Source organism: Streptomyces mexicanus (assembly GCF_902506575.1).
GTDB lineage: Bacteria > Actinomycetota > Actinomycetes > Streptomycetales > Streptomycetaceae > Streptomyces > Streptomyces mexicanus.
Map to the genome: position 1 here is coordinate 4758183 of NZ_LR732544.1, position 19935 is coordinate 4778117.

Sequence of the window (19935 nt, forward strand, 5' to 3'; positions counted from 1 at the left end):
TGGCATCCGGCTCGCCGGCTGCCGTGGGGTTCACCGCCCGCGTCCTGCGCCGTCACGTGCACACCTTGCCGCGCTCGGGGACCGTGCCGTTCAGCAGGTAGGCGTTCACCGTGCTCTGCACGCACTTGTTCTTGCTGTCGTAGGCCCCGTGTCCCTGGCCCTTGTAGGTCAGCTCCACGCCGACGCCCTTGCCGAGCGCGTTCACCATCTTCTTCGCGCCCTCGTACGGCGTGGCCGGGTCGCCGGTGTTGCCCACCACGAGGATCGGTGCCGAACCCGGAGCGCTCACGTCGGGGTGGTCGGCGGCCCCGGGCACCGGCCAGTCGGCGCAGCTGAGCATGCCCCAGGCCAGGAAGTCCCCGAACAGCGGGGAGGCGGCCCGGAAGGCGGGGAGACGGCGTTCGACGTCGGCGGTGGTGTACCGGGGTTTCTCGTCGGCGCAGTTGATGGCCACGTTGGCGGGGATCAGGTTGCTGTAGTGCCCGTCCTCGTTGCGCCCGTTCATCGCGTCGGACAACAGCATCAGGATCCTGCCGTCACCGTCGTAGGCCTGCTCCAGGCCCTCGGTGAGGTACGGCCAGAACTCCTTGGAGTACAGGGACTGCGCGATGCCGTTCGTCGCGGCCGTCTGGGTCAGCTCGCGCGGGGGGAGCCCCGGGATCGGCTTGCTGTCGAGGTCCTTCAGGAGCTTGGCGATCCGGTCCTTGACGTCCTGCGCGGTGGCGCCGATCGGGCACTCGGCGGGCTTGGAGGTGCAGTCGCGCGCGAAGTTGTCGAGTGCCAGCTGGAAGCCCTTGGCCTGGCCGAGCCCGGTCTGCTCCGGGTTCTGGGTGGGATCGATGACCCCGTCGAGGACGGCCCGGCCCACGTGCCGGGGGAACAGGTGGGCGTAGACACCGCCCAGCTCGGTGCCGTAGGAGATGCCGAAGTAGTACAGCTTGTCGTCGCCGAGGACCTGGCGCATCAGGTCCATGTCGCGGGCCGCGTCGGTGGTGCGGACGTGCGGCAGGATCCGCGCGGAGTTCTTCTCGCACGCCGCGTTGAACTGCTCGGTGTTCCTCAGAAACGCGGCGCGTTCGGCGGCGTCGTCGGGGGTGGCGTCCTGCTGGAAGAACCGGTCGAGCTGGGCGTCGCTCTCGCACTTCACGCCCGTGCTGCGACCCACCCCGCGCGGGTCGAAGCTGACCAGGTCGAAACGGGTGCGCAGGGCCGCGTAGTCCTGGGCGAAGGCGGGCAGCGAGGTGACGCCCGAGCCGCCGGGGCCGCCGAAGTTGAAGATCAGCGAGCCGATGCGCTTGCCGGGACCGGCGGCCTTCGCCCGGATCAGCGCGATGCCGATCGTGTCACCCGTGGGCCTGGCCCAGTCCAGCGGGGCCTGCAGGGTGGCGCACTGCCACCGGGCGCCGCCCGGCAGCGGGCTCGGCGCGCCGCCGCCGCCTTCCGCCTCGGAGGGCGCGGGGCAGTCCTTCCAGTCCAGTTTCTGGGCCGGCAGGTCCACGCTCCCGCCCCCGCGGACTCCGGCCCCGGAATCCGCGGGGGCGGGGGCATCGCCGCCGCAGCCCGCCAGCAGGGCGGACACCAGCAGGGCGGTCGTCGTCACAGCGGCTGCGCGCAGCCCGCGCGGGTTCTGCATGCCCCCCATCCTCGCGCCGCACACGGCCGGTCGCGCGGGACGCGAGCCGTCCGGGGGACGACCGCGGGGCGGCCGGCCCGGGGCGGGTGCGGGGAGCCGTGGTCTCCAGGTCTCCAGCCCTACAGGGCGCCCTTGCGGGTCAGGTGGTTGAAGGCCAGCCAGCCCGGCAGCACCGGCAGCCACAGGGTGAGCAGGCGGAACATCAGCACCGCGGGCGCGGCGACCTCCTTCGGCAGGCCCACGGCGATCAGGCCGACCGTCAAGGTGGCCTCGACGGCGCCCACACCGCCCGGTGTCGGGGCGGCGGAGCCGAGGGCGTTGCCGGCGAGGAAGACGACGGCGACGCTGGCGATGCTCAACGAGGTGCCCTCGTCGCCGAACGCCCGGATGGAGGCGTCCAGGCACATCACGAAGCAGCCGGTGAGCAGCAGCATGCCGCCGATGCCGGTGACGAGCTTCTGCGGCCGCTGGAGCACGTCCAGCATGCGCGGCACCACGCCCGCGAACAGCGACCGCACGCGCGTGACGACGAACTTGCGCAGGAACGGCACCGAGGTGACCACCAGCACCAGGACCGCCACCGTCAGCAGGCCCGCGATGACCGTCCGGGACGGGGTGAGCGAGGGCGTCTTCTCCGTGCCGGTCAGATAGCCGAAGGACAGCAGCATCAGGATGTGGCAGCCCAGACCGAACAGCTGCGAGGCGCCGACGCTCGCCACCGCGAGCCCCGGCCGTACGCCCGCCCGCTGCAGGAAGCGCGTGTTCAGCGCCACCCCGCCGACCGCCGCCGGCGCCACGATCTTCACGAACGAGCCGGCGACCTGCGCGGCCACGGTCCGCGGGAACGGCACCCGCTCCGGCACGAACCCCAGCAGCGCCATCGCCGCGGCCACGTAGCTCAGCGCCGAGCACGCCACCGCCGCCGCCAGCCAGCCCCACTGGGCGTGCGCGAAGAGCGTGCCGAACTCGATGTGCGTCAACTGCGTCAGCAGGTAGTACGCGCCGATGGCGCCCGCGATGAAACTGATCAGCGTGCGCGGCCGCACCCGCTCCAGCCGGGCCGGCTCGACCGGCGCCTGCGGCCGGATCCGCAGCACCTGGTGGCGGATCTGGGTGAGCAGGTCCTCCTCGCGGGCCTCCTCTATGGCCTCGTCGATGGCCCGCTTCTCCGCCCGCGCCTCGGCCCGCTCGGCCTTCTTGGCCAGTTTGTCGGGCCTGTCGTACCGGTCGGACGCCGCGGACGCGGCCGGTGCGCCGTCCTGCGCCGCCTGCTCCAGCCGTGCCAGCTTCGCCTGCCGCGACGCCTCCAGTACCGCCTCGCGCTCCCGCTGCGCCCGCTCCCGGGCCAGCCTGCGCAGCGTGGCGCGGGTGGAGCGGGTCAGGGCGATGGGCTGCAGCATGGGCAGGCAGTCGGCGACCGCGTCGGGGCCGAGGACGGCGACCGCCGAGGCCACGGCGCGCTCGGCGCCCACGCGCAGGCCCAGCGTCGTCACCAGCTGGGCGACGTCCATGCGCAGCAGCAGATCACCGGCGGCGATCTCACCGCCGCGCAGATCCGTGAGGATCACGTCGCCGGAACGATCCACCACGATCGCGTCACCCGCCAGCCTGCGGTGCGCGATGCGCCGGGACTGCAGCGCCCGCACCTGCTGCCAGGCGTGGTGCAGCAGCTCGTCGGTGATCTCCTCGTCCGCCAGCGCGTCCAGGGTGCGCCCGCCGGTGTGCTCGTAGACGAGCATCACCGCGTCGGGACCCAGCTCGGAGGTCGCGATCAGCTTGGGCGCGTTGGCTCCGGCCGCGATGGCCGCGTAGGCGAGCAGCGCCTCCTGCTCCAGGGCCTGGCGCAGCGACTGCAGGCTGGAGCGGGTGGCGAAGCCGCGCAGGGTGAGGTTGCGCCACAGCCGGTAGAAGAAGCCCTGCGCCTGCTGCTCACGGTCGACGACGGTGACGTCCAGCGGCGGGCCGTCCTCCAGGGTGACGAAGTAGCGCCGGCCGCGGTCGCCGTTGTCCGCCGTCTCCGCCGCCTCCACGCGGGCCGCGCTCACGGGGTGGAACCCGACCGTGCGCAGCCCGGCCATCAGCGTCCGTCCCGTGGGACGGACGTTCGGCGAGCCGACCGCGTACAGGGTGCCGTAGGCGATGGACCAGCCGATGAGCACCGTCAGGACGATCGAGAACGGTGTCGTGTAGCCGGTGACCAGCATCGAGAAGGCGTCGAGCAGCAGCACGATCCACAGCACCGAGCGCCAGCGGGGTCTGCGGGACATGCCGACCGCCGTCATGTACGCGATGACCGGGGCGAGGTAGCCGTGCACGGGGTCGGTCAGCGCGTGGACGTTGGCGGGGGAGGGCTGGGTGAGCGCCTCCTGGATGGAGCCCGGGGCGGCCTTGGCCACCCACAGGTCGGTGGTGAGCGTCACGCCGTGGGCGAGCACCGCCGCCAGCACGCCGTCGGCGATCCGCAGCCCGTCCCGCTTGATCAGCCGTTCGATCGCGAAGGCGACCGGCACCAGCAGGATCGCGATGCTGGACGCCAGCCCGGCGAACTTGATGAGCAGGTCGGGTGCCTGCCCGGTGCCCTTGTTGATGTCCTGTTCGAGGCCGGAGGTGGTGCCGTGCGCGAACGCGGCGATCGCCAGCAGGACGGCGATCGCGAGCACGCCCACCAGCAGCCGCATCAGGTCCGAGGGGCGGTGCACGCGCGCGGGGAGCAGCGGTTCGTCGCCCTCCAGCTCGTCGATGTGCGCGACGTCGGCGGCTTCGTCCGGCTTCTTGTCAGCCGGTTTCTTCTCTGCCGGTTTCTTGTCAGCCGGTTTCTTCTCGGTCGGCTTCTTGTCGGCCTTCTCGGCCTTCTCCGGCTTCTGTGTCCTTGCTGCCGTCTCTGTCTGTGCTGCCGGCTCTGCGGGCTTCTTCTCCGCCGGCTGCTGCTGCGCGGCGGTCGTCTTCTTCTCCGTGGCGACCGCCTTCTGCTCGGCCTCGTGCTGCTCGGCCTGCTGTTCTGCCGGCGTCTCCTCCGGCGCGTTGTGCTCCGCCGTCTTCCTCGTGTCGTGCGGCCGGCCGGTGTCCGGGCGTGCCGAAGCGCCAGAGGTGCCCGACGCGCCGTCGGGGTGCGCACCCTGCTGCTTCATGGTCTCTTCTTGGTCTCGTATCACCGGTCACCGCCCGCACGATGGTGGCATGCCCCACCGACACACGGGGACATCAGGGTGCATATGCGGGGGCCGACAGTCTGCCCGAAGCGCCGCCCGGGGGCGAGGGCGCGCCCGGTCCCGGCCCGGTCCCGGTGTCGGTGGCATCGGGCAGGATGGGACGGATGAGCGAAGTGAGCCTTCCGGACGACGGTGGCGCTGGCCCGTGCGAGGCGCTGCCCGAGTTCGCCGAGCGGGTCCTCGAAGTGGCCGAGCTGATCCCGCCGGGCCGCGTCATGACCTACGGGGACGTCGCCGAATGGCTGGAGCAGAAGGGCCCCCGCCAGGTGGGCCGCGTCATGGCCCTCTACGGCGGGGCGGTGCCCTGGTGGCGGGTCGTCCGCGCGGACGGAATCCTGCTGCCCGGGCACGAACTGCGCGCGCTCGCCCACTACCGCGCCGAGGGCACCCCCCTGAAGGAGGCGGCCAGGGCGTCCGAGGGCCATCTGCCGCGCCTCGACATGAGACGCGCCCGCTGGGGCGGCCCCAGCGGCGAGCGTGCGCAGGGTCACACCTGACAGCTTCCGCCATCCGGCCCGCCCGAGGGGAGCCCGTCGCCCGTACGGGCGAATCGGGGCACGTCCAGGACATGTCGTACGTTCGTATGCCGAGGGACCCACGAGGCCGGCGAGGCTCACGAGGCCGATGGGGACCGTGGGGCGGATCCGACCTGCGCGAGCGGTGCTCCTGCCGGGAGTCGCGCGAGCGCTGTGCGGAAGCCCTGCTTCCGTGCCGGGCGTCGGCGTAACGTCGCCCGCACGCGTCCCCCTCACCCCGGGGCCACCGTTCCGACCGTCCGGTGGCCCGGCCCCTCGGCCACGGCGCCCGGCGCCGCCGACAGACCTCCGTACACCCACCAGGACCGGCGAACCACGTGAGCAGCTCCTCTCCCACCACCAGGCACCTGCCGCACCCTCCGGCGCGGCAGGGGGACCGTGGCGCCTACCGGCTGGTCCGTACCCCGCCGCTCAGGCCCGACCCCCCTCGTCTGGACGCGGCACAGCGCGCCGTGGTTGACCACGAGGCCGGTCCACTGCTCGTCCTGGCCGGCCCGGGCACCGGCAAGACCACCACGCTCGTGGAGTCCGTGGCGGCGCGGATCGCCCGGGGCCAGGACCCGGAGCGGATCCTGGTGCTCACCTTCAGCCGCAAGGCGGCCGTCGAGCTGCGCGACCGCATGGCCCTGCGCACCGGCGCCGCCCGCGCCCCCCGGGCGACCACCTTCCACTCGTTCTGCTACGCCCTGGTCCGCGCCCACCAGGACAGCGGCCTGTTCGTGGAGCCGCTGCGGCTGCTGTCCGGCCCCGAGCAGGACGTGACCGTGCGCGAGCTGCTGGCCGGCCAGGTCGATCTGGAGCGGCTGGGTCTGGCCCATGTGCGCTGGCCGGACGAGCTGCGCGCCTGCCTGACCACCCGCGGCTTCGCCGACGAGGTCCGCGCGGTGCTCGCCCGCAGCCGCGAGCTGGGCCTGGGCCCCGGCGCGCTGGCGGCCTTCGCCCGCCGCATCGGCCGCCCCGACTGGCACGCCGCTTCCGTCTTCCTCGCCGAGTACCTCGACGTCCTCGACCTGCAGGGCGTGCTCGACTACGCCGAGCTGGTCCACCGCGCCGTGCTCCTCGCCCGGCGCCCCGAGGTCGCCGCGCGGCTGGCCGCGCAGTACGACGCGGTCTACGTCGACGAGTACCAGGACACCGACCCGGCCCAGGTGCGGCTGCTGCGGGCGCTGGCCGGCAACGGCCGGACCCTGGTCGCCTTCGGCGACCCCGACCAGTCGATCTACGCGTTCCGGGGCGCGGACGTCAACGGCATCCTGCAGTTCCCGCAGGCCTTCCCGCGCGCGGACGGCCGCCCCGCCCCCGTCGCGGTGCTGCGCACCTCCCGCCGCTCGGGCGCCGCGCTGCTGGCCGCGACCCGCCTGCTGGCCCAGCGCATGCCGCTGACCCGGCTCCCGGCCGAGCAGGTCCGCGCCCACCGGGAGCTGATCCCGGCGCGGGACGGCGGCCGCGTCGAGGTGTACACGTATCCGACGCCGGGCGCCGAGGTGGAGAACATCGCCGACATCCTGCGCCGCGCGCACCTGGAGGACGGCGTCCCGTGGAGCGAGATGGCCGTCCTGGTGCGCGCCGGCGCGCGCAGCCTGCCGACCCTGCGCCGCGCCCTGACGACGGCCGGCGTGCCCCTGGACGTCGACGGCGACGACGTGCCCCTGCGCCACGACCCGGCGGTGGCGCCGCTGCTGACCGCCCTGCGCGCGGGGGCGACCGCGGAGGCGGCCCGCCGCCCCGAGAACGGCCCTCGTCCGAGGCCCGGCGAGAAGGCGACGGGCGCACACCCCGGCGAGGGTCCAGCGCCCGAGGCGCGCACGCCCGGCGCGGACGGAGAAGCGCGTACGCGCGACGTGACCGAGCCGGCCGGGACCCGTGCCTGCGTCACCGAACGCGGCAACACCGACCCCGGCACCGACCCCGGCACCGACCTCGGCCCGGAACCCGATGGAGACCCAGGCACCGAGCCCGGCACGGAACCCGCTGCCGACCCTGGCACCGAACCTGGTGCGGACTCCGGCCCGGACCTCGCCACCGACTCCGGCACGGACCTCGACACGGACTCCGGCCCGGCTCCCGATGGGGATCCGGACGCAGCCCCGGACGCCTGCTGGCTCGACACCGACACCGCCCTCACCCTGCTCGCCTCGCCCCTCGCCGCCATGGACGCCGCCGATCTGCGCCGCCTGGGCCGCGCGCTGCGCGAGGAGGAGCGGGCCGCGGGCAACCCCCTGCCGCCGCCCTCGGACCAGTTGCTCGCCCGGGCCCTGGCCGAGCCGGAACGCCTCGTCGCGCACGACCCGACGTACGCGCGCGGCGCCCAGCGCCTCGGTGCGCTGCTCCGCAAGGCCCGGGAACGCCTGGCCGCCGGCGGCACCGCCGAGGAGGCGCTGTGGGACCTGTGGCAGGGCACGCCGTGGCCCGCGCGCCTTGAGCGGGCCGCCCGGCGCGGCGGCGCCGCGGGCCGCAACGCTGACCGGGATCTGGACGCCGTGTGCGCCCTGTTCGCGACCGCCGCGCGCGCGGAGGAGCGCACCGGAGGCCGGGGCGCCCTGAACTTCCTGGAGGAGATCGAGGCCCAGGACATCGCCGCCGACACGCTCACCCGGCGCGCCGTGCGGCCCGACGCGGTACGCCTGATGACGGCGCACCGCTCCAAGGGCCTGCAGTGGCGCCTGGTCGTCGTCGCGGGCGTCCAGGAGGGGCTGTGGCCGGACCTGCGCCGCCGCGGCTCCCTGCTGGAGGCCGACCGCATCGGCCGCGACGGACTGGCCGAGCCGCTCACGCCCGGCGCGCTGCTGGCGGAGGAGCGCCGCCTGTTCTACGTGGCCGCCACGCGCGCGCGTGAACGCCTGGTCGTCACCGCCGTAAAGGCCCCCGCGGACGACGGCGACCAGCCCTCCCGCTTCCTGGCCGAGCTGGGTGTCGCACCCAAGGACGTCACCGGACGCCCCCGCCGCCCGCTGTCCGTGGCGGCGCTCGTCGCCGAACTGCGCGCCACGACCGTCGACCCGCGCGTGTCGGACACGCTGCGCCAGGCCGCCGCCCGCCGCCTGGCCCGGCTCGCCGCCCTCACCGACGACGAGGGCCGCCCACTGGTGCCCGCGGCGCACCCCGACCGCTGGTGGGGCCTGGCCGAGCCGACCGAGAGCAAGGTGCCGCTGCGCGACCGCGACCAGCCCGTCGCGCTGTCCGGCAGCGCCCTGGACCAGCTCGCCAACACCTGCGCCCTGCAGTGGTTCCTCGGCCGGGAGGTGAAGGCCGACGCGCCGGCGACCGCCGCCCAGGGCTTCGGCAACGTGGTGCACGTCCTGGCCGACGAGGTCGCCTCCGGCCGTACCCCCGCCGACCTGGCCGTCCTCATGGAGCGCCTGGAGACGGTGTGGAACGCGCTCGCCTTCGACGCGCCATGGAAGTCGGCGCAGGAGAAGGAGCACGCGCGCGTGGCCCTCGAACGCTTCCTGCGCTGGCACGTCCTGGAGCGCGGCGGACGCACCCCGGTCGCCAGCGAGCACGACTTCGACGTGACGCTGAAGGCGGGCGACTACGAGGTGCGCGTCCGAGGTTCCATGGACCGGGTGGAGGCCGACGGTGAGGGGCGCGCCTACGTCGTCGACTTCAAGACCGGCAAGCAGGCGCCCACCGGCGCCGAGGTGGCCCGCCACCCGCAGCTCGCCGTCTACCAGCTGGCCGTCCGCGAGGGCGCCGTCGACGGTGTCTTCGACGGCGTACGGCCCGAGCCGGGCGGCGCCGAACTGGTCCAGCTGCGCCTGGGCGCGGCCAAGCGCGACGGCGGCGAGGCCCTGCCCAAGGTGCAGACCCAGGAGCCGCTGGGCGGCGACGACGGGGAGTGGGTCGGCGAGCTGCTGGCCACCGCCGCCGGGAAGGTGCTCGACGAGCGGTTCACGCCGACGGCCGGGCAGCACTGCACGCACTGCGCGTTCCGGTCCTCCTGTAGCGCCCGCCCGGAGGGCCGGCACGTCGTCGAGTGAGTCGGGTGAGGCCCGCACGGGGCAGGTGAGCCGCTCGAGTCCCGCAAGTCGCGTGACGTACCCCACCACCACGCCCCCGACACTCGTGCTGACCTGCGCTTCTTTCCGCGCCGGAAGGCGATCGGGCCTCGGCTGTCAGTCCTCGCGGCTAGCCTCTTCGACGTGCCCGCCCGTATCACCGATCCCGAACAGCTCAAGGAGCTGCTCGGGATTCCGTTCACCCCGGAGCAGACGGCCTGCATCACCGCGCCGCCCGCCCCGCAGGTGATCGTGGCCGGCGCCGGGTCCGGCAAGACCACGGTGATGGCGGCCCGCGTGGTCTGGCTCGTCGGCACCGGACAGGTCGCCCCCGAGCAGGTCCTCGGCCTGACCTTCACCAACAAGGCCGCCGGCGAGCTGGCCGAACGCGTCCGCACGGCGCTGGTCAAGGCGGGCGTCACCGACCCCGACGCCCTGGGACCTGACGCCCTCGGCTCCGACGACCCGCCCGGTGAACCGGTGGTCTCCACGTACCACGCCTTCGCCGGCCGCCTGCTCACCGACCACGGCCTGCGCATCGGGCTGGAGCCCACCACGCGCCTGCTCGCCGACGCCACCCGCTACCAACTGGCCGCGCGCGTCCTGCGCGAGGCCCCCGGCCCCTACCCGGCGCTCACCCGCTCCTTCCCCGACCTGGTCGGCGACCTGCTGGCCCTCGACGCCGAGCTGTCCGAACACCTCGTACGCCCCGAGGACCTGCGCGCCTGGGACACCGGTCTGCTGCGCACCCTGGAGGGCGCCAAGCTGTCCAACGCCGACCTGCGCAAGGTCCCCGAGACGGCCGCGGCCCGCCGGGGGCGGGCCGGGCTGGTGCTGCGCTACCGCGCCGCCAGGCGCGAGCGGGACCTGCTCGACTTCGGCGACCAGATCGCCCTGGCGGCCCGCCTCGCCCGGCTCCCCGAGGTCGGCCGCATCCTGCGCGAGGAGTTCCGGGTGGTCCTCCTCGACGAGTACCAGGACACCTCCGTCGCCCAGCGCATCCTGCTGGCCGGCCTCTTCGGCGGCGGCACCGGCCACCCCGTCACCGCCGTCGGCGACCCCTGCCAGGCGATCTACGGCTGGCGCGGCGCCTCCGTGGCCAACCTCGACGACTTCCCCGAGCACTTCCCGCACGCCGACGGCCGCCCCGCCACCCGCCAGGCGCTCAGCGAGAACCGCCGCAGCGGCGGCCGCCTCCTCGACCTCGCCAACGGCCTGGCCGCACCCCTGCGCGCGATGCACGCGGGCGTGGAGGCCCTGCGCCCCGCCCCCGGCGCCGAACGCGACGGCCTGGTGCGCTGCGCCCTGCTGCGCACCCACGCCGAGGAGATCACCTGGATCGCCGACTCCATCGCCCACCTGGTGCGCACGGGGACGGCCCCGGGCGAGATCGCGGTGCTGTGCCGTACCGCCGGCGACTTCGCGGAGATCCAGGGCGCCCTGGTCGCCCGGGACGTCCCCGTCGAGGTGGTCGGCCTGTCCGGGCTGCTGCACCTGCCCGAGGTCGCCGACCTCGTCGCCGTCTGCGAGGTGCTCCAGGACCCCGGCGCCAACGCCGCCCTGGTCAGGCTGCTGACCGGCCCGCGCTGGCGGATCGGACCCCGCGACCTGGCGCTGCTCGGCCGGCGCGCGAGGCTGCTCGTCGCGCACGCGCGCGTGGACGGCGACGACGACCCCGACCGCCGGCTCGCCGAGGCCGTCCAAGGCGTCGACCCCGCCGAGGTGATCTCGCTGGCGGACGCGCTCGACACGTTCCTGGAGACCCCCCTGGACGGCCGCGGGGACGACGACGGGCTGCCGTTCTCCGCCGAGGCGCGGGTGCGGTTCGCGCGCCTCGCCGCCGAGCTGCGCGACCTGCGGCGCTCCCTGTCCGACCCGCTCATGGACGTCCTGCACCGGATCCTCGCCGTCACCGGCCTGGAAGTGGAGCTGTCGGCGTCCCCGCACGCCCTGGCCGCCCGCCGCCGCGAGACCCTGTCGAACTTCCTGGACGTCGCCGCCTCCTTCGCCGCCGACGACAGCGAGGCCACCTTGCTGGCCTTCCTCGGCTTCCTGCGCACCGCCGCCCAGTACGACAAGGGCCTGGACAACGCGCTGCCCGGCGGCGAGAACACCGTCAAGGTGCTCACCGCGCACCGCTCCAAGGGGCTGGAGTGGGACGTCGTCGCCGTCCCCGGCCTGGTCACCGGCACCTTCCCCAGCAGCCAGGGCCGCGAGAAGTGGACCAGCCAGGGCAAGGTGCTGCCGCACGCGCTGCGCGGCGACGCCGACACCCTCCCCGACGTCGACAGCTGGGACGCGCGCGGCCTGAAGGCCTTCCACGAGGCCATGAAGGACCACCAGCACACCGAGGAGCTGCGCCTGGGCTACGTCACCTCCCCCCGCCCCCGCTCCCTGCTGCTCGGCTCCGGCCACTGGTGGGGACCCAGCCAGAAGAAGCCCCGCGGGCCGTCCGACTTCCTGCTCGCCCTGCACGACCACTGCGCCGCCGGACACGGGGAGATCGAGGTCTGGGCCGACCCACCCGCCGAGGACGAGGAGAACCCGGCCCTGCACCGGGCCGCCGCCGACCAGGTCTGGCCCCTGCCCCTGGACGAGGCCGCCCTGGCCCGCCGCCGCGCGGCCGCCGCGACCGTCCGCGCCCACCTGGACGACCTCACCGGCCGCACGGACGACCGGGCGGAGCCCGCCCTGGGCCCGGACCCCTACGACGACCCCGACTGGCCCCCGCCACCGGAGGACGACGAGCCACCGTACGACGTTTCCGGTGATCCCGGTGACGGCGGTGATCCCGCCGATCCGGGCGACTGGGACTCCTGGAGCACCGAGCGTCCCCGGATCCCGCACCAGACGGTGGCGCCGCAGGAGCACACGCCCGCCCCCCTCACCTCCGAGGAGGCCCGCCTCGTCGCCTCCTGGGACCGCGACCTCGACGCGCTCACCGGAGAGCTGCGCCGCGCCCGGCAGAGCGTCACCGACGTACCCCTGCCGACCACCCTCACCGCGTCCCAGCTGCTGCACCTGGCCGCCGACCCGGACGGGTTCGCGCGGGAACTCGCGCGCCCCATGCCGCGCCCCCCGCAACCCGCCGCACGCCGTGGCACCCGCTTCCACGCCTGGATCGAGAGCCGCTTCGAGGAGCTGCCGCTGCCCCTGCTGGAACCCGAGGAGCTGCCCGGCTCGGACGCGGAGATCGCCGACGAACGCGACCTGGAGGCGCTCAAAGAGGCGTTCGAGCGCACCGAGTACGCGCACCGCACGCCGCACCGCGTCGAGGCGCCGTTCCAGACGGAGATCGCCGGCCGGGTCGTCCGCGGCCGGATCGACGCCGTCTACAAGGACGGCGACGGCGACGAGGCGACGTACGAGATCGTGGACTGGAAGACCAACCGCTCGCCCGATGCCGACCCGCTCCAGCTCGCCGTCTACCGGCTGGCCTGGGCGGAACAGCACGGCATACCCCTGGAGCGGGTGCGGGCCGCGTTCGTGTACGTGCGCACCGGCGAGGTCGTACGGCCCGGCGGCCTTCCCGACCGGGCGGCGCTGGAGCGGCTGCTGCTCGGCGAGGCGCCCGGCGAGCCGCAGTGTGACGAACCGCCCGAACGGGATGCCGTCGCGGGCCGATAGGCTCGGAAGCATGAGCCAGACCCCGGACAGCGCCGTCCGTACGTACATCGAGCAGCACCGCACCGCCTTCCTCGACGACCTCGCCGAGTGGCTGCGCATCCCCTCCGTGTCGGCCCAGCCCGACCACGCGCCCGACGTACGCCGCAGCGCCGACTGGCTCGCCGCCAAGCTGAAGGAGACCGGCTTCCCCACCGCCGAGGTCTGGCCGACCCCGGGCGCCCCGGCCGTCTTCGCCGAGTGGCCCGGCGACGACCCCGACGCCCCCACGGTCCTGGTCTACGGCCACCACGACGTGCAGCCCGCCGCCCGCGAGGACGGCTGGGACAGCGAGCCCTTCGAGCCGGTCGTCCGCGACGGCCGGCTGTACGCGCGCGGGGCCGCCGACGACAAGGGCCAGGTGTTCTTCCACACCCTCGGCGTGCGCGCCCACCTCGCCGCCACCGGCCGCACCAGCCCCGCGGTCCACCTCAAGCTGCTGATCGAGGGCGAGGAGGAGTCCGGCTCCCCGCACTTCCGGCAGCTGGTGGAGGACCACGCGGACCGGCTCGCCGCCGACGCGGTGATCGTCTCCGACACCGGCATGTGGTCGGAGGACACCCCCACGGTGTGCACCGGCATGCGCGGCCTGGCCGAGTGCGAGATCCGGCTGTACGGCCCCGACCAGGACATCCACTCCGGCTCCTTCGGCGGCGCCGTCCCCAACCCGGCGACCGCCGCCGCCCGCCTGGTGGCCGCGCTGCACGACGAGCACGCGCGCGTGGCGATCCCCGGCTTCTACGACGGGATCGTGGAACTCACCGACCGCGAGCGGGAACTCTTCGCCGAGCTGCCCTTCGACGAGCGGCAGTGGCTGCGCACCGCCCGCTCCCACGCCCTGCACGGCGAGGCCGGCTACACCACCCTGGAGCGCATCTGGGCCCGCCCCACCGCCGAGGTCAACGGCATCGGCGGCGGCTACCAGGGCCCCGGCAGCAAGACGATCATCCCGTCCACGGCGATGGTGAAGCTCTCCTTCCGCCTGGTCGCCGGGCAGGACCCCGCCCACCTGGAGAAGGCCGTCCGGGCCTGGGCCGCCGATCAACTGCCCGCCGGCATCCGGCACGAGATCGTCTTCGGCGCGGCCACCCGCCCCTGCCTGACCCCGCTGGACCACCCGGCGCTGCAGTCCCTGGCCCGCTCCATGAGCCGTGCCTTCGGCACCCCGGTCCGCTTCACCCGCGAGGGCGGCTCCGGACCGGCCGCCGACCTGCAGGAGGTCCTCGGCGCCCCCGTCCTCTTCCTCGGTATCTCCGTCCCCTCCGACGGCTGGCACGCCCCGAACGAGAAGGTCGAGCTGGACCTCCTCCTCAAAGGCGTCGAGACCAGCGCGTACCTGTGGGACGACCTCGCCGGGCACTGGCGCGATGCGCCCTGACCCGCGCCCGTCCGGGCCGCCGTCGCGCCCGGGGCACACTGGAGGGACCGCCCCGCACCTCAAGGCCCCGCCGGACCCGGCCGCCCCCCGCCGTACGCCCCGCTGACCCGCCGCCGATATCACCGCCTGCACCGGGGGAGTTGGAAGCACACGTGACCACCTGGACCGACCACACCGCCGACCGACCCATCTCGCTCACCGCGCCCAGCGGCATCGACCGTGCCGCCCACCACCGCCTCGACGAGGCCTGGCTCGCCGCGGCCTGGAGCCACCCCACGACCCGCTGCTTCGTGGTCTCCGGCGGGCAGGCGCTCATCGACGAGACACCCGACGGCCGCACCGAGCTGGTCATGACCCCGTCGTTCGAGGCGCCGCTGACCGAGGCGCACCGCTACTTCCTCGGCACCGACGCCGACGGCGTCAGCTACTTCGCGCTGCAGAAGGACTCCCTGCCCGGCCGCATGGACCAGTCCGCGCGCCCGGCGGGGCTGCGCGAGGCCGGACTGCTGCTGTCGGACCGCGACGCGGGCCTGATGGTGCACGCGGTCGCCCTGGAGAACTGGCAGCGGCTGCACCGCTTCTGCTCCCGCTGCGGCGAGCGCACCGTGATCGCCGCGGCCGGCCACATCCGCCGCTGCCCGGCCTGCGGCGCCGAGCACTACCCGCGCACCGACCCGGCGGTGATCATGGCGGTCACCGACGAGGAGGACCGCATCCTCCTGGGCCGTCAGGTGCACTGGCCCGAGGGCCGCTTCTCCACGCTGGCCGGGTTCGTCGAGCCGGGCGAGTCCATCGAGCAGTCGGTGCGCCGCGAGGTGCACGAGGAGGTCGGCATCGCCATCGGCGAGGTCGAGTACGTCGCCAGCCAGCCCTGGCCGTTCCCCTCCAGCCTCATGCTGGGCTTCATGGCCCGCGCCACCACCACCGACATCCATGTCGACGGCGACGAGATCCAGGACGCCCGCTGGTTCTCCCGGGACGAGCTGCGCGCCGCCTTCGACTCCGGCGAGGTGCTGCCGCCGTACGGCATCTCCATCGCGGCCCGGCTCATCGAGCTCTGGTACGGCAAGCCCCTGCCGACGCGCAGCGTCGTGTGAGCGACGCGCTCCGGGCAGCACACGAGGGCGGCCCCCGAGATGTCCTCGGGGGCCGCCCTCGTGCTCAGCGCTTCGACGGCGTCAGGCGCCGATCTTCTGCTTGACCTGCGCCAGCGACGGGTTCGTCAGCGTCGTGCCGTCCTCGAACAGCACGGTCGGCACGGTCTGGTTCCCGCCGTTCGCCTTCTCGACGAAGGCCGCGGACTCCGGGTCCTGCTCGATGTTGATCTCGGTGTACGCGATGCCCTCACGGTCCATCTGGCTCTTCAGCCGACGGCAGTAGCCGCACCACGTGGTGCTGTACATCGTCACAGTGCCCGGCATGTCTCTCGCGCTCCTTCGGCGGGTCGGGACGTCATGGTCGCAGTGGGTGAACGCACGACACCGGCGCGGCATTCCCGCGGGGGGTACCGGCCGGCCACCGGTGGGCGTGATGCCTGTCGCACCAGGGGGCGTGATGCCGGTCGCATTAGTACGACCGCAAGGGGTCGCCTGTGGACAACCGGCTCATCCGTCTCCGGCGACCTGGCAGCATGGCCGTGTGACAGCAGCAACGCACTCCACCCTCTTCCCGCAGGTACCGGACTCTGCCGACGCGGTGCTCGAAGGGCTCGACCCCGAGCAGCGCGAGGTGGCGACCGCGCTGCACGGTCCGGTGTGCGTGCTGGCGGGCGCCGGCACGGGCAAGACCCGCGCGATCACCCACCGGATCGCCTACGGGGTGCGCGCCGGCATCCTGCAGCCCTCCAGCGTGCTCGCCGTCACCTTCACCAACCGCGCCGCCGGGGAGATGCGCGGCCGGCTGCGCCAGCTCGGCGCGCACGGCGTGCAGGCCCGCACCTTCCACTCCGCCGCCCTGCGCCAGCTGCAGTACTTCTGGCCGAAAGCCATCGGCGGTGCCATGCCCCGGCTGGTCGACCGCAAGATCCAGCTGGTCGCGGACGCGGCCGCCGCCTGCCGCATCCGTCTGGACCGGGGCGAGCTGCGGGACGTCACCGCGGAGATCGAGTGGGCCAAGGTCACCCAGACCGTCCCGGCCGACTACGCCCTCGCAGCCGCGAAGGCCGGCCGCGAGGCCCCGCGCGACCCGGCCGAGGTCGCCCAGGTCTACTCCCTCTACGAGGACCTCAAGCGGGAGCGGGCCGTCATCGACTTCGAGGACGTGCTGCTGCTGACCGTCGGCATCCTGCAGGACCGCCGTGACATCGCCGAACAGGTCCGCGCCCAGTACCAGCACTTCGTGGTCGACGAGTACCAGGACGTCAGCCCGCTGCAGCAGCGCCTGCTGGAGCTGTGGCTGGGCGAGCGGGACAACCTGTGCGTGGTCGGCGACGCCAGCCAGACCATCTACTCGTTCACGGGCGCAACCCCCGACCACCTCCTCGACTTCCGTGTCCGCCATCCCGGCGCCACCGTCGTCAAGCTGGTCCGCGACTACCGCTCCACCCCGCAGGTCGTCCACCTCGCCAACGCCCTGCTCGCCCAGGCCCGCGGCCGTGCCGCCGACCACCGGCTGGAACTGGTCTCCCAGCGCCCCGCCGGACCGGAGCCCGTCTTCACCGAACACACCGACGAGGTCGCCGAGGCCGAGGACGCCGCCCGCCGCATCCACGACCTCATCGCCTCCGGCGTCCCGGCGAGCGAGATCGCCGTGCTGTTCCGGACCAACTCCCAGTCCGAGACCTACGAGCAGGCCCTCGCGGACGCGGGCGTGCCCTACCAGCTGCGCGGCGCCGAGCGGTTCTTCGACCGCCCCGAGGTGCGCGAGGCGGGGATCGCCCTGCGCGGCGCCGCCCGCTTCGGCGGCAACGACTCCCTCCTGGACGACGCCCCCGACCTGCCCTCCCAGGTGCGAGCCGTGCTCTCCGGCAAGGGCTGGACCCCGCAGCCCCCGGCCGGCTCGGGCGCCGTGCGCGAACGCTGGGAGTCGCTGGCCGCGCTGGTGAACCTCGCGCAAGACTTCGCCGCCGCCCACCCGGGCGCCACCCTCGGCGACCTGGTGGCCGAGCTGGACGAGCGGGCCGGCGCCCAGCACGCCCCCACCGTCCAGGGCGTCACCCTCGCCTCCCTGCACTCGGCCAAGGGCCTGGAGTGGGACGTGGTCTTCCTGGTCGGCGTGGCCGAGGGCATGATCCCGATCAGCTACGCCCGGACGGACGAACAGATCGAGGAGGAGCGCCGCCTGCTGTACGTCGGGGTCACCCGTGCCCGCGAGCGGCTGTACGTCTCCTGGTCGCTGTGCCGCTCGCCCGGCGGACGGCCGAACCGCCGCCCCAGCCGCTTCCTCGACGGGCTGCGCCCCGGCTCGCCCGCCGTCGCCGCCCGCGGCACGGCGGGCGCCTCCGGCGGCGTCGAGCGGGGACACGGCTCCGTGGCGGGCACCGGGGGAGCGGCCACGGGTCCGCACGCCGTGCCGCGGCGCACCCGGCGCGTCCCGGCCCGGTGCCGGGTGTGCGGGCGCACGCTGACCGACGCGGGCGAGATGAAGCTGATGCGCTGCGACGACTGCCCCTCCGACATGGACGAGGGCCTGTACGAGCGGCTGCGCGCGTGGCGGCAGGAACAGGCGCGGCGCAGCGGGCAGCCCGCGTTCTGCGTCTTCACCGACAGGACCCTGATGGCGATCGCCGAGGCGGTCCCGGACGACGAGCGGGAGCTGGCCCGCATCCCGGGGGTCACGATGCGCAAGCTGCGCCGCCACGGCGCCGACGTTCTCGCCATCTGCGCAGGCCGCGAGCCCGGTGGCGACGGCGCGGCCGACTGATGCCAACTCGTCGAAAAAATAGTTTGCGCACGCCCCGGGAAGCCCCATAGGTTCTTGGTCACGGAGACAGCGGCCTTCCTGAGGCCCTGATTCCGTGCTGTACTTGCGTATCCGTCGCGGACTGGATCACCCCGGTCCCCCAAGACGCCGAGAGGAGGCGATTGCAGTGATCAGCATCAAGAGCAGCTTCGTCAGCACCGCCAAAGTGACCGATCGCGCGGTCGTCTCCCTGTGCATGCTCGGCGCCTCGGACCAGGGCACCGGTCTGTCCGTCATGCGTGGCATGCGTCCGGAGTCCACCCTGCCCATCGCGGGCCTGACCGTCCGCGAGGGCAATGAGCGACCGACCGAGGCACTGGAAGCGGTAGCGGCACAGGCGCAGGCCTATGCCTTTACGGCGACCGGTGCCGGCATCCGGAAGCAGACGACGCAGCACCACCTGATGTGGGCCTTCCGTGGGCCAAAACCCTGGAGTGATCCAGCCTGATCGCCGATCAGGCCGGCGCCTTCAGGGCCGCGGAACCCCATCCGGGATCCGCGGCCCTTCTGTTTTCCCTCAAGCGGGACGACGGAGCGAAGGGGCCTCGGGACAACAAAAGAACCCGGTACCCAGCCGACACCCGGCCGACCGGCCGGACCGACCAGACGAGGAAGACACCCGTGCAACTCGAAGCGCACGCCCCGTCCGTACCGCCTTCCGACACGATCCCCAAGCCCGGTCTCACGGAGGACCCCGCCTTGACCCCCCTCACCGCGCTCACCGCGCTCGACGACGCCATCGAGAACCTCGGCGTGCCCGTCCCCTGCCGCTCCTACGACCCGGAGGTCTTCTTCGCCGAGTCGCCGGCGGACGTGGAGTACGCCAAGTCCCTCTGCCGCACCTGCCCGCTGATCGAGGCCTGCCTCGCCGGCGCCAAGGAGCGGCGCGAGCCCTGGGGTGTCTGGGGTGGCGAGCTGTTCGTCCAGGGTGTCGTCGTCGCCCGGAAGCGGCCCCGTGGTCGCCCGCGCAAGAACCCGGTCACAGCATGAACACCATCGGAACGATCGACCGCCCCCACACGCACGACCCCCAGAAGCAGGCCCCGATGAAGCCGTCCACCCGTGAGCCCGCAGGCTCCGCGACCGAAGACGTCATCACCACCGGTGCGAACGCCTCGCGCCAGAACAGGACCCGAGAGATGCAACTCATCCCAGAGGCCATGGCTCGTGCGCATATGCACGAGCGACTGCGGGAGGCGGAGCGGGAACGCCCGGCCGTGCGCCTGGCGACCGCCCGCCGGATGCAGCGCCGGGCCGAGCGCGCCTCGCGGCGCGCCCGCCGGGCGCTCGCCATGGCGGTCATGCAGTAACCGCCCGCACCGCACGACGCCCGCCTCCCGACGGGAGGCCGGCGACCTCTTCCGGCGGGGGCCGGTCCGTCCGCACGGACCGGCCCCCGCGGCACGTCACGGCCCAGTCCTCGGCGTGTCCTGGCCCCGCTTCCTCGGCGCGGCATGCCCCGATCCGCCGGCGCGGCACACACCCGATTCCCGGGCGCCTCACGGACGGCCCCCGGCGATGCGTGGCACCGGGCGGGGCGCGCGGGGCGGAGGTACCGTCGGCGAGTGACGAGTCTTTCCGGCGACCATGCCCCGAGCGCCCCCGCCCGCGACACCAC

At 74.1% G+C, this 19935-nt stretch carries 12 protein-coding genes; 9 read left to right on the top strand and 3 right to left on the bottom strand.

The features are described 5' to 3' along the window. Positions 1 to 52 precede the first annotated feature (52 nt). Both GV126_RS21425 and GV126_RS21430 read right to left on the bottom strand, forming a co-directional pair. On the bottom strand, positions 53 to 1633 hold the full coding sequence (locus tag GV126_RS21425) for an alpha/beta hydrolase (RefSeq protein ID WP_159669302.1): 1581 nt from the start codon (positions 1631 to 1633) through the stop codon (positions 53 to 55). A 119-nt stretch (positions 1634 to 1752) separates the two neighbouring features. After that, a complete protein-coding gene (locus GV126_RS21430) occupies positions 1753 to 4761 on the bottom strand; it encodes a lysylphosphatidylglycerol synthase domain-containing protein (RefSeq protein ID WP_159669305.1) in 3009 nt (1002 codons plus the stop codon). A gap of 185 nt (positions 4762 to 4946) precedes the next feature. On the opposite strand from GV126_RS21430, the gene GV126_RS21435 reads away from it, so the two are divergent. From GV126_RS21435 to nudC, 5 genes are all read left to right on the top strand, one after another. Next, positions 4947 to 5339 carry an MGMT family protein gene (locus GV126_RS21435; RefSeq protein WP_185948004.1) on the top strand — a complete coding sequence of 131 codons (393 nt, stop codon included), beginning with the start codon at positions 4947 to 4949 and terminating at the stop codon, positions 5337 to 5339. 356 nt (positions 5340 to 5695) lie between these two features. After that, entirely contained in the window at positions 5696 to 9358 is a 3663-nt protein-coding gene (locus tag GV126_RS21445) for an ATP-dependent helicase (protein WP_236570061.1), read from the top strand. 162 nt (positions 9359 to 9520) lie between these two features. Next, complete coding sequence (locus tag GV126_RS21450) at positions 9521 to 13003, top strand: ATP-dependent helicase (protein WP_201299860.1); 3483 nt, start codon at positions 9521 to 9523, stop codon at positions 13001 to 13003. Positions 13004 to 13013: 10 nt separating this feature from the next. After that, positions 13014 to 14417, top strand: a complete 1404-nt coding sequence (locus tag GV126_RS21455) for a dipeptidase (protein WP_159669313.1) — start codon at positions 13014 to 13016, stop codon at positions 14415 to 14417. Between the two features lie 152 nt (positions 14418 to 14569). Then, complete coding sequence (gene nudC / locus GV126_RS21460) at positions 14570 to 15514, top strand: NAD(+) diphosphatase (RefSeq protein ID WP_159669315.1); 945 nt, start codon at positions 14570 to 14572, stop codon at positions 15512 to 15514. A gap of 81 nt (positions 15515 to 15595) precedes the next feature. On the opposite strand, the gene GV126_RS21465 is transcribed toward nudC, so the two are convergent. Beyond that, positions 15596 to 15838, bottom strand: coding sequence for a mycoredoxin (locus tag GV126_RS21465; protein WP_028420410.1), 243 nt, complete (start codon positions 15836 to 15838; stop codon positions 15596 to 15598). A 109-nt stretch (positions 15839 to 15947) separates the two neighbouring features. Here GV126_RS21465 and GV126_RS21470 point away from each other — a divergent pair, with 109 nt between their 5' ends. The 4 genes from GV126_RS21470 to GV126_RS21485 all read left to right on the top strand — a co-directional run bounded on the left by GV126_RS21470 (position 15948) and on the right by GV126_RS21485 (position 19627). After that, on the top strand, positions 15948 to 18278 hold the full coding sequence (locus tag GV126_RS21470) for an ATP-dependent DNA helicase UvrD2 (protein ID WP_159673955.1): 2331 nt from the start codon (positions 15948 to 15950) through the stop codon (positions 18276 to 18278). A gap of 166 nt (positions 18279 to 18444) precedes the next feature. Next, positions 18445 to 18765, top strand: a complete 321-nt coding sequence (locus tag GV126_RS21475) for a hypothetical protein (RefSeq protein ID WP_185948000.1) — start codon at positions 18445 to 18447, stop codon at positions 18763 to 18765. Between the two features lie 173 nt (positions 18766 to 18938). After that, the gene (locus GV126_RS21480; protein WP_028420407.1) at positions 18939 to 19307 is read left to right on the top strand and encodes a WhiB family transcriptional regulator; all 369 of its coding nucleotides are present in this window, start codon (positions 18939 to 18941) and stop codon (positions 19305 to 19307) included. Further along, complete coding sequence (locus tag GV126_RS21485; RefSeq protein WP_159669320.1) at positions 19304 to 19627, top strand: putative WhiB-interacting protein; 324 nt, start codon at positions 19304 to 19306, stop codon at positions 19625 to 19627. Before GV126_RS21480 ends, GV126_RS21485 begins: the two co-directional genes overlap by 4 nt. Positions 19628 to 19935 lie beyond the last annotated feature (308 nt).

Excerpts from the sequence above, each read along its gene's own strand:
- GV126_RS21465 (WP_028420410.1), bottom strand. The coding sequence starts at position 15,838 with ATGCCGGGCACTGTGACGATGTACAGCACCACGTGGTGCGGCTACTGC.
- GV126_RS21470 (WP_159673955.1), top strand. The coding sequence starts at position 15,948 with ATGCCTGTCGCACCAGGGGGCGTGATGCCGGTCGCATTAGTACGACCG.
- GV126_RS21435 (WP_185948004.1), top strand. The coding sequence starts at position 4,947 with ATGAGCGAAGTGAGCCTTCCGGACGACGGTGGCGCTGGCCCGTGCGAG.
- GV126_RS21455 (WP_159669313.1), top strand. The coding sequence starts at position 13,014 with ATGAGCCAGACCCCGGACAGCGCCGTCCGTACGTACATCGAGCAGCAC.
- GV126_RS21485 (WP_159669320.1), top strand. The coding sequence starts at position 19,304 with ATGAACACCATCGGAACGATCGACCGCCCCCACACGCACGACCCCCAG.
- GV126_RS21430 (WP_159669305.1), bottom strand. The coding sequence starts at position 4,761 with ATGAAGCAGCAGGGTGCGCACCCCGACGGCGCGTCGGGCACCTCTGGC.
- GV126_RS21425 (WP_159669302.1), bottom strand. The coding sequence starts at position 1,633 with ATGCAGAACCCGCGCGGGCTGCGCGCAGCCGCTGTGACGACGACCGCC.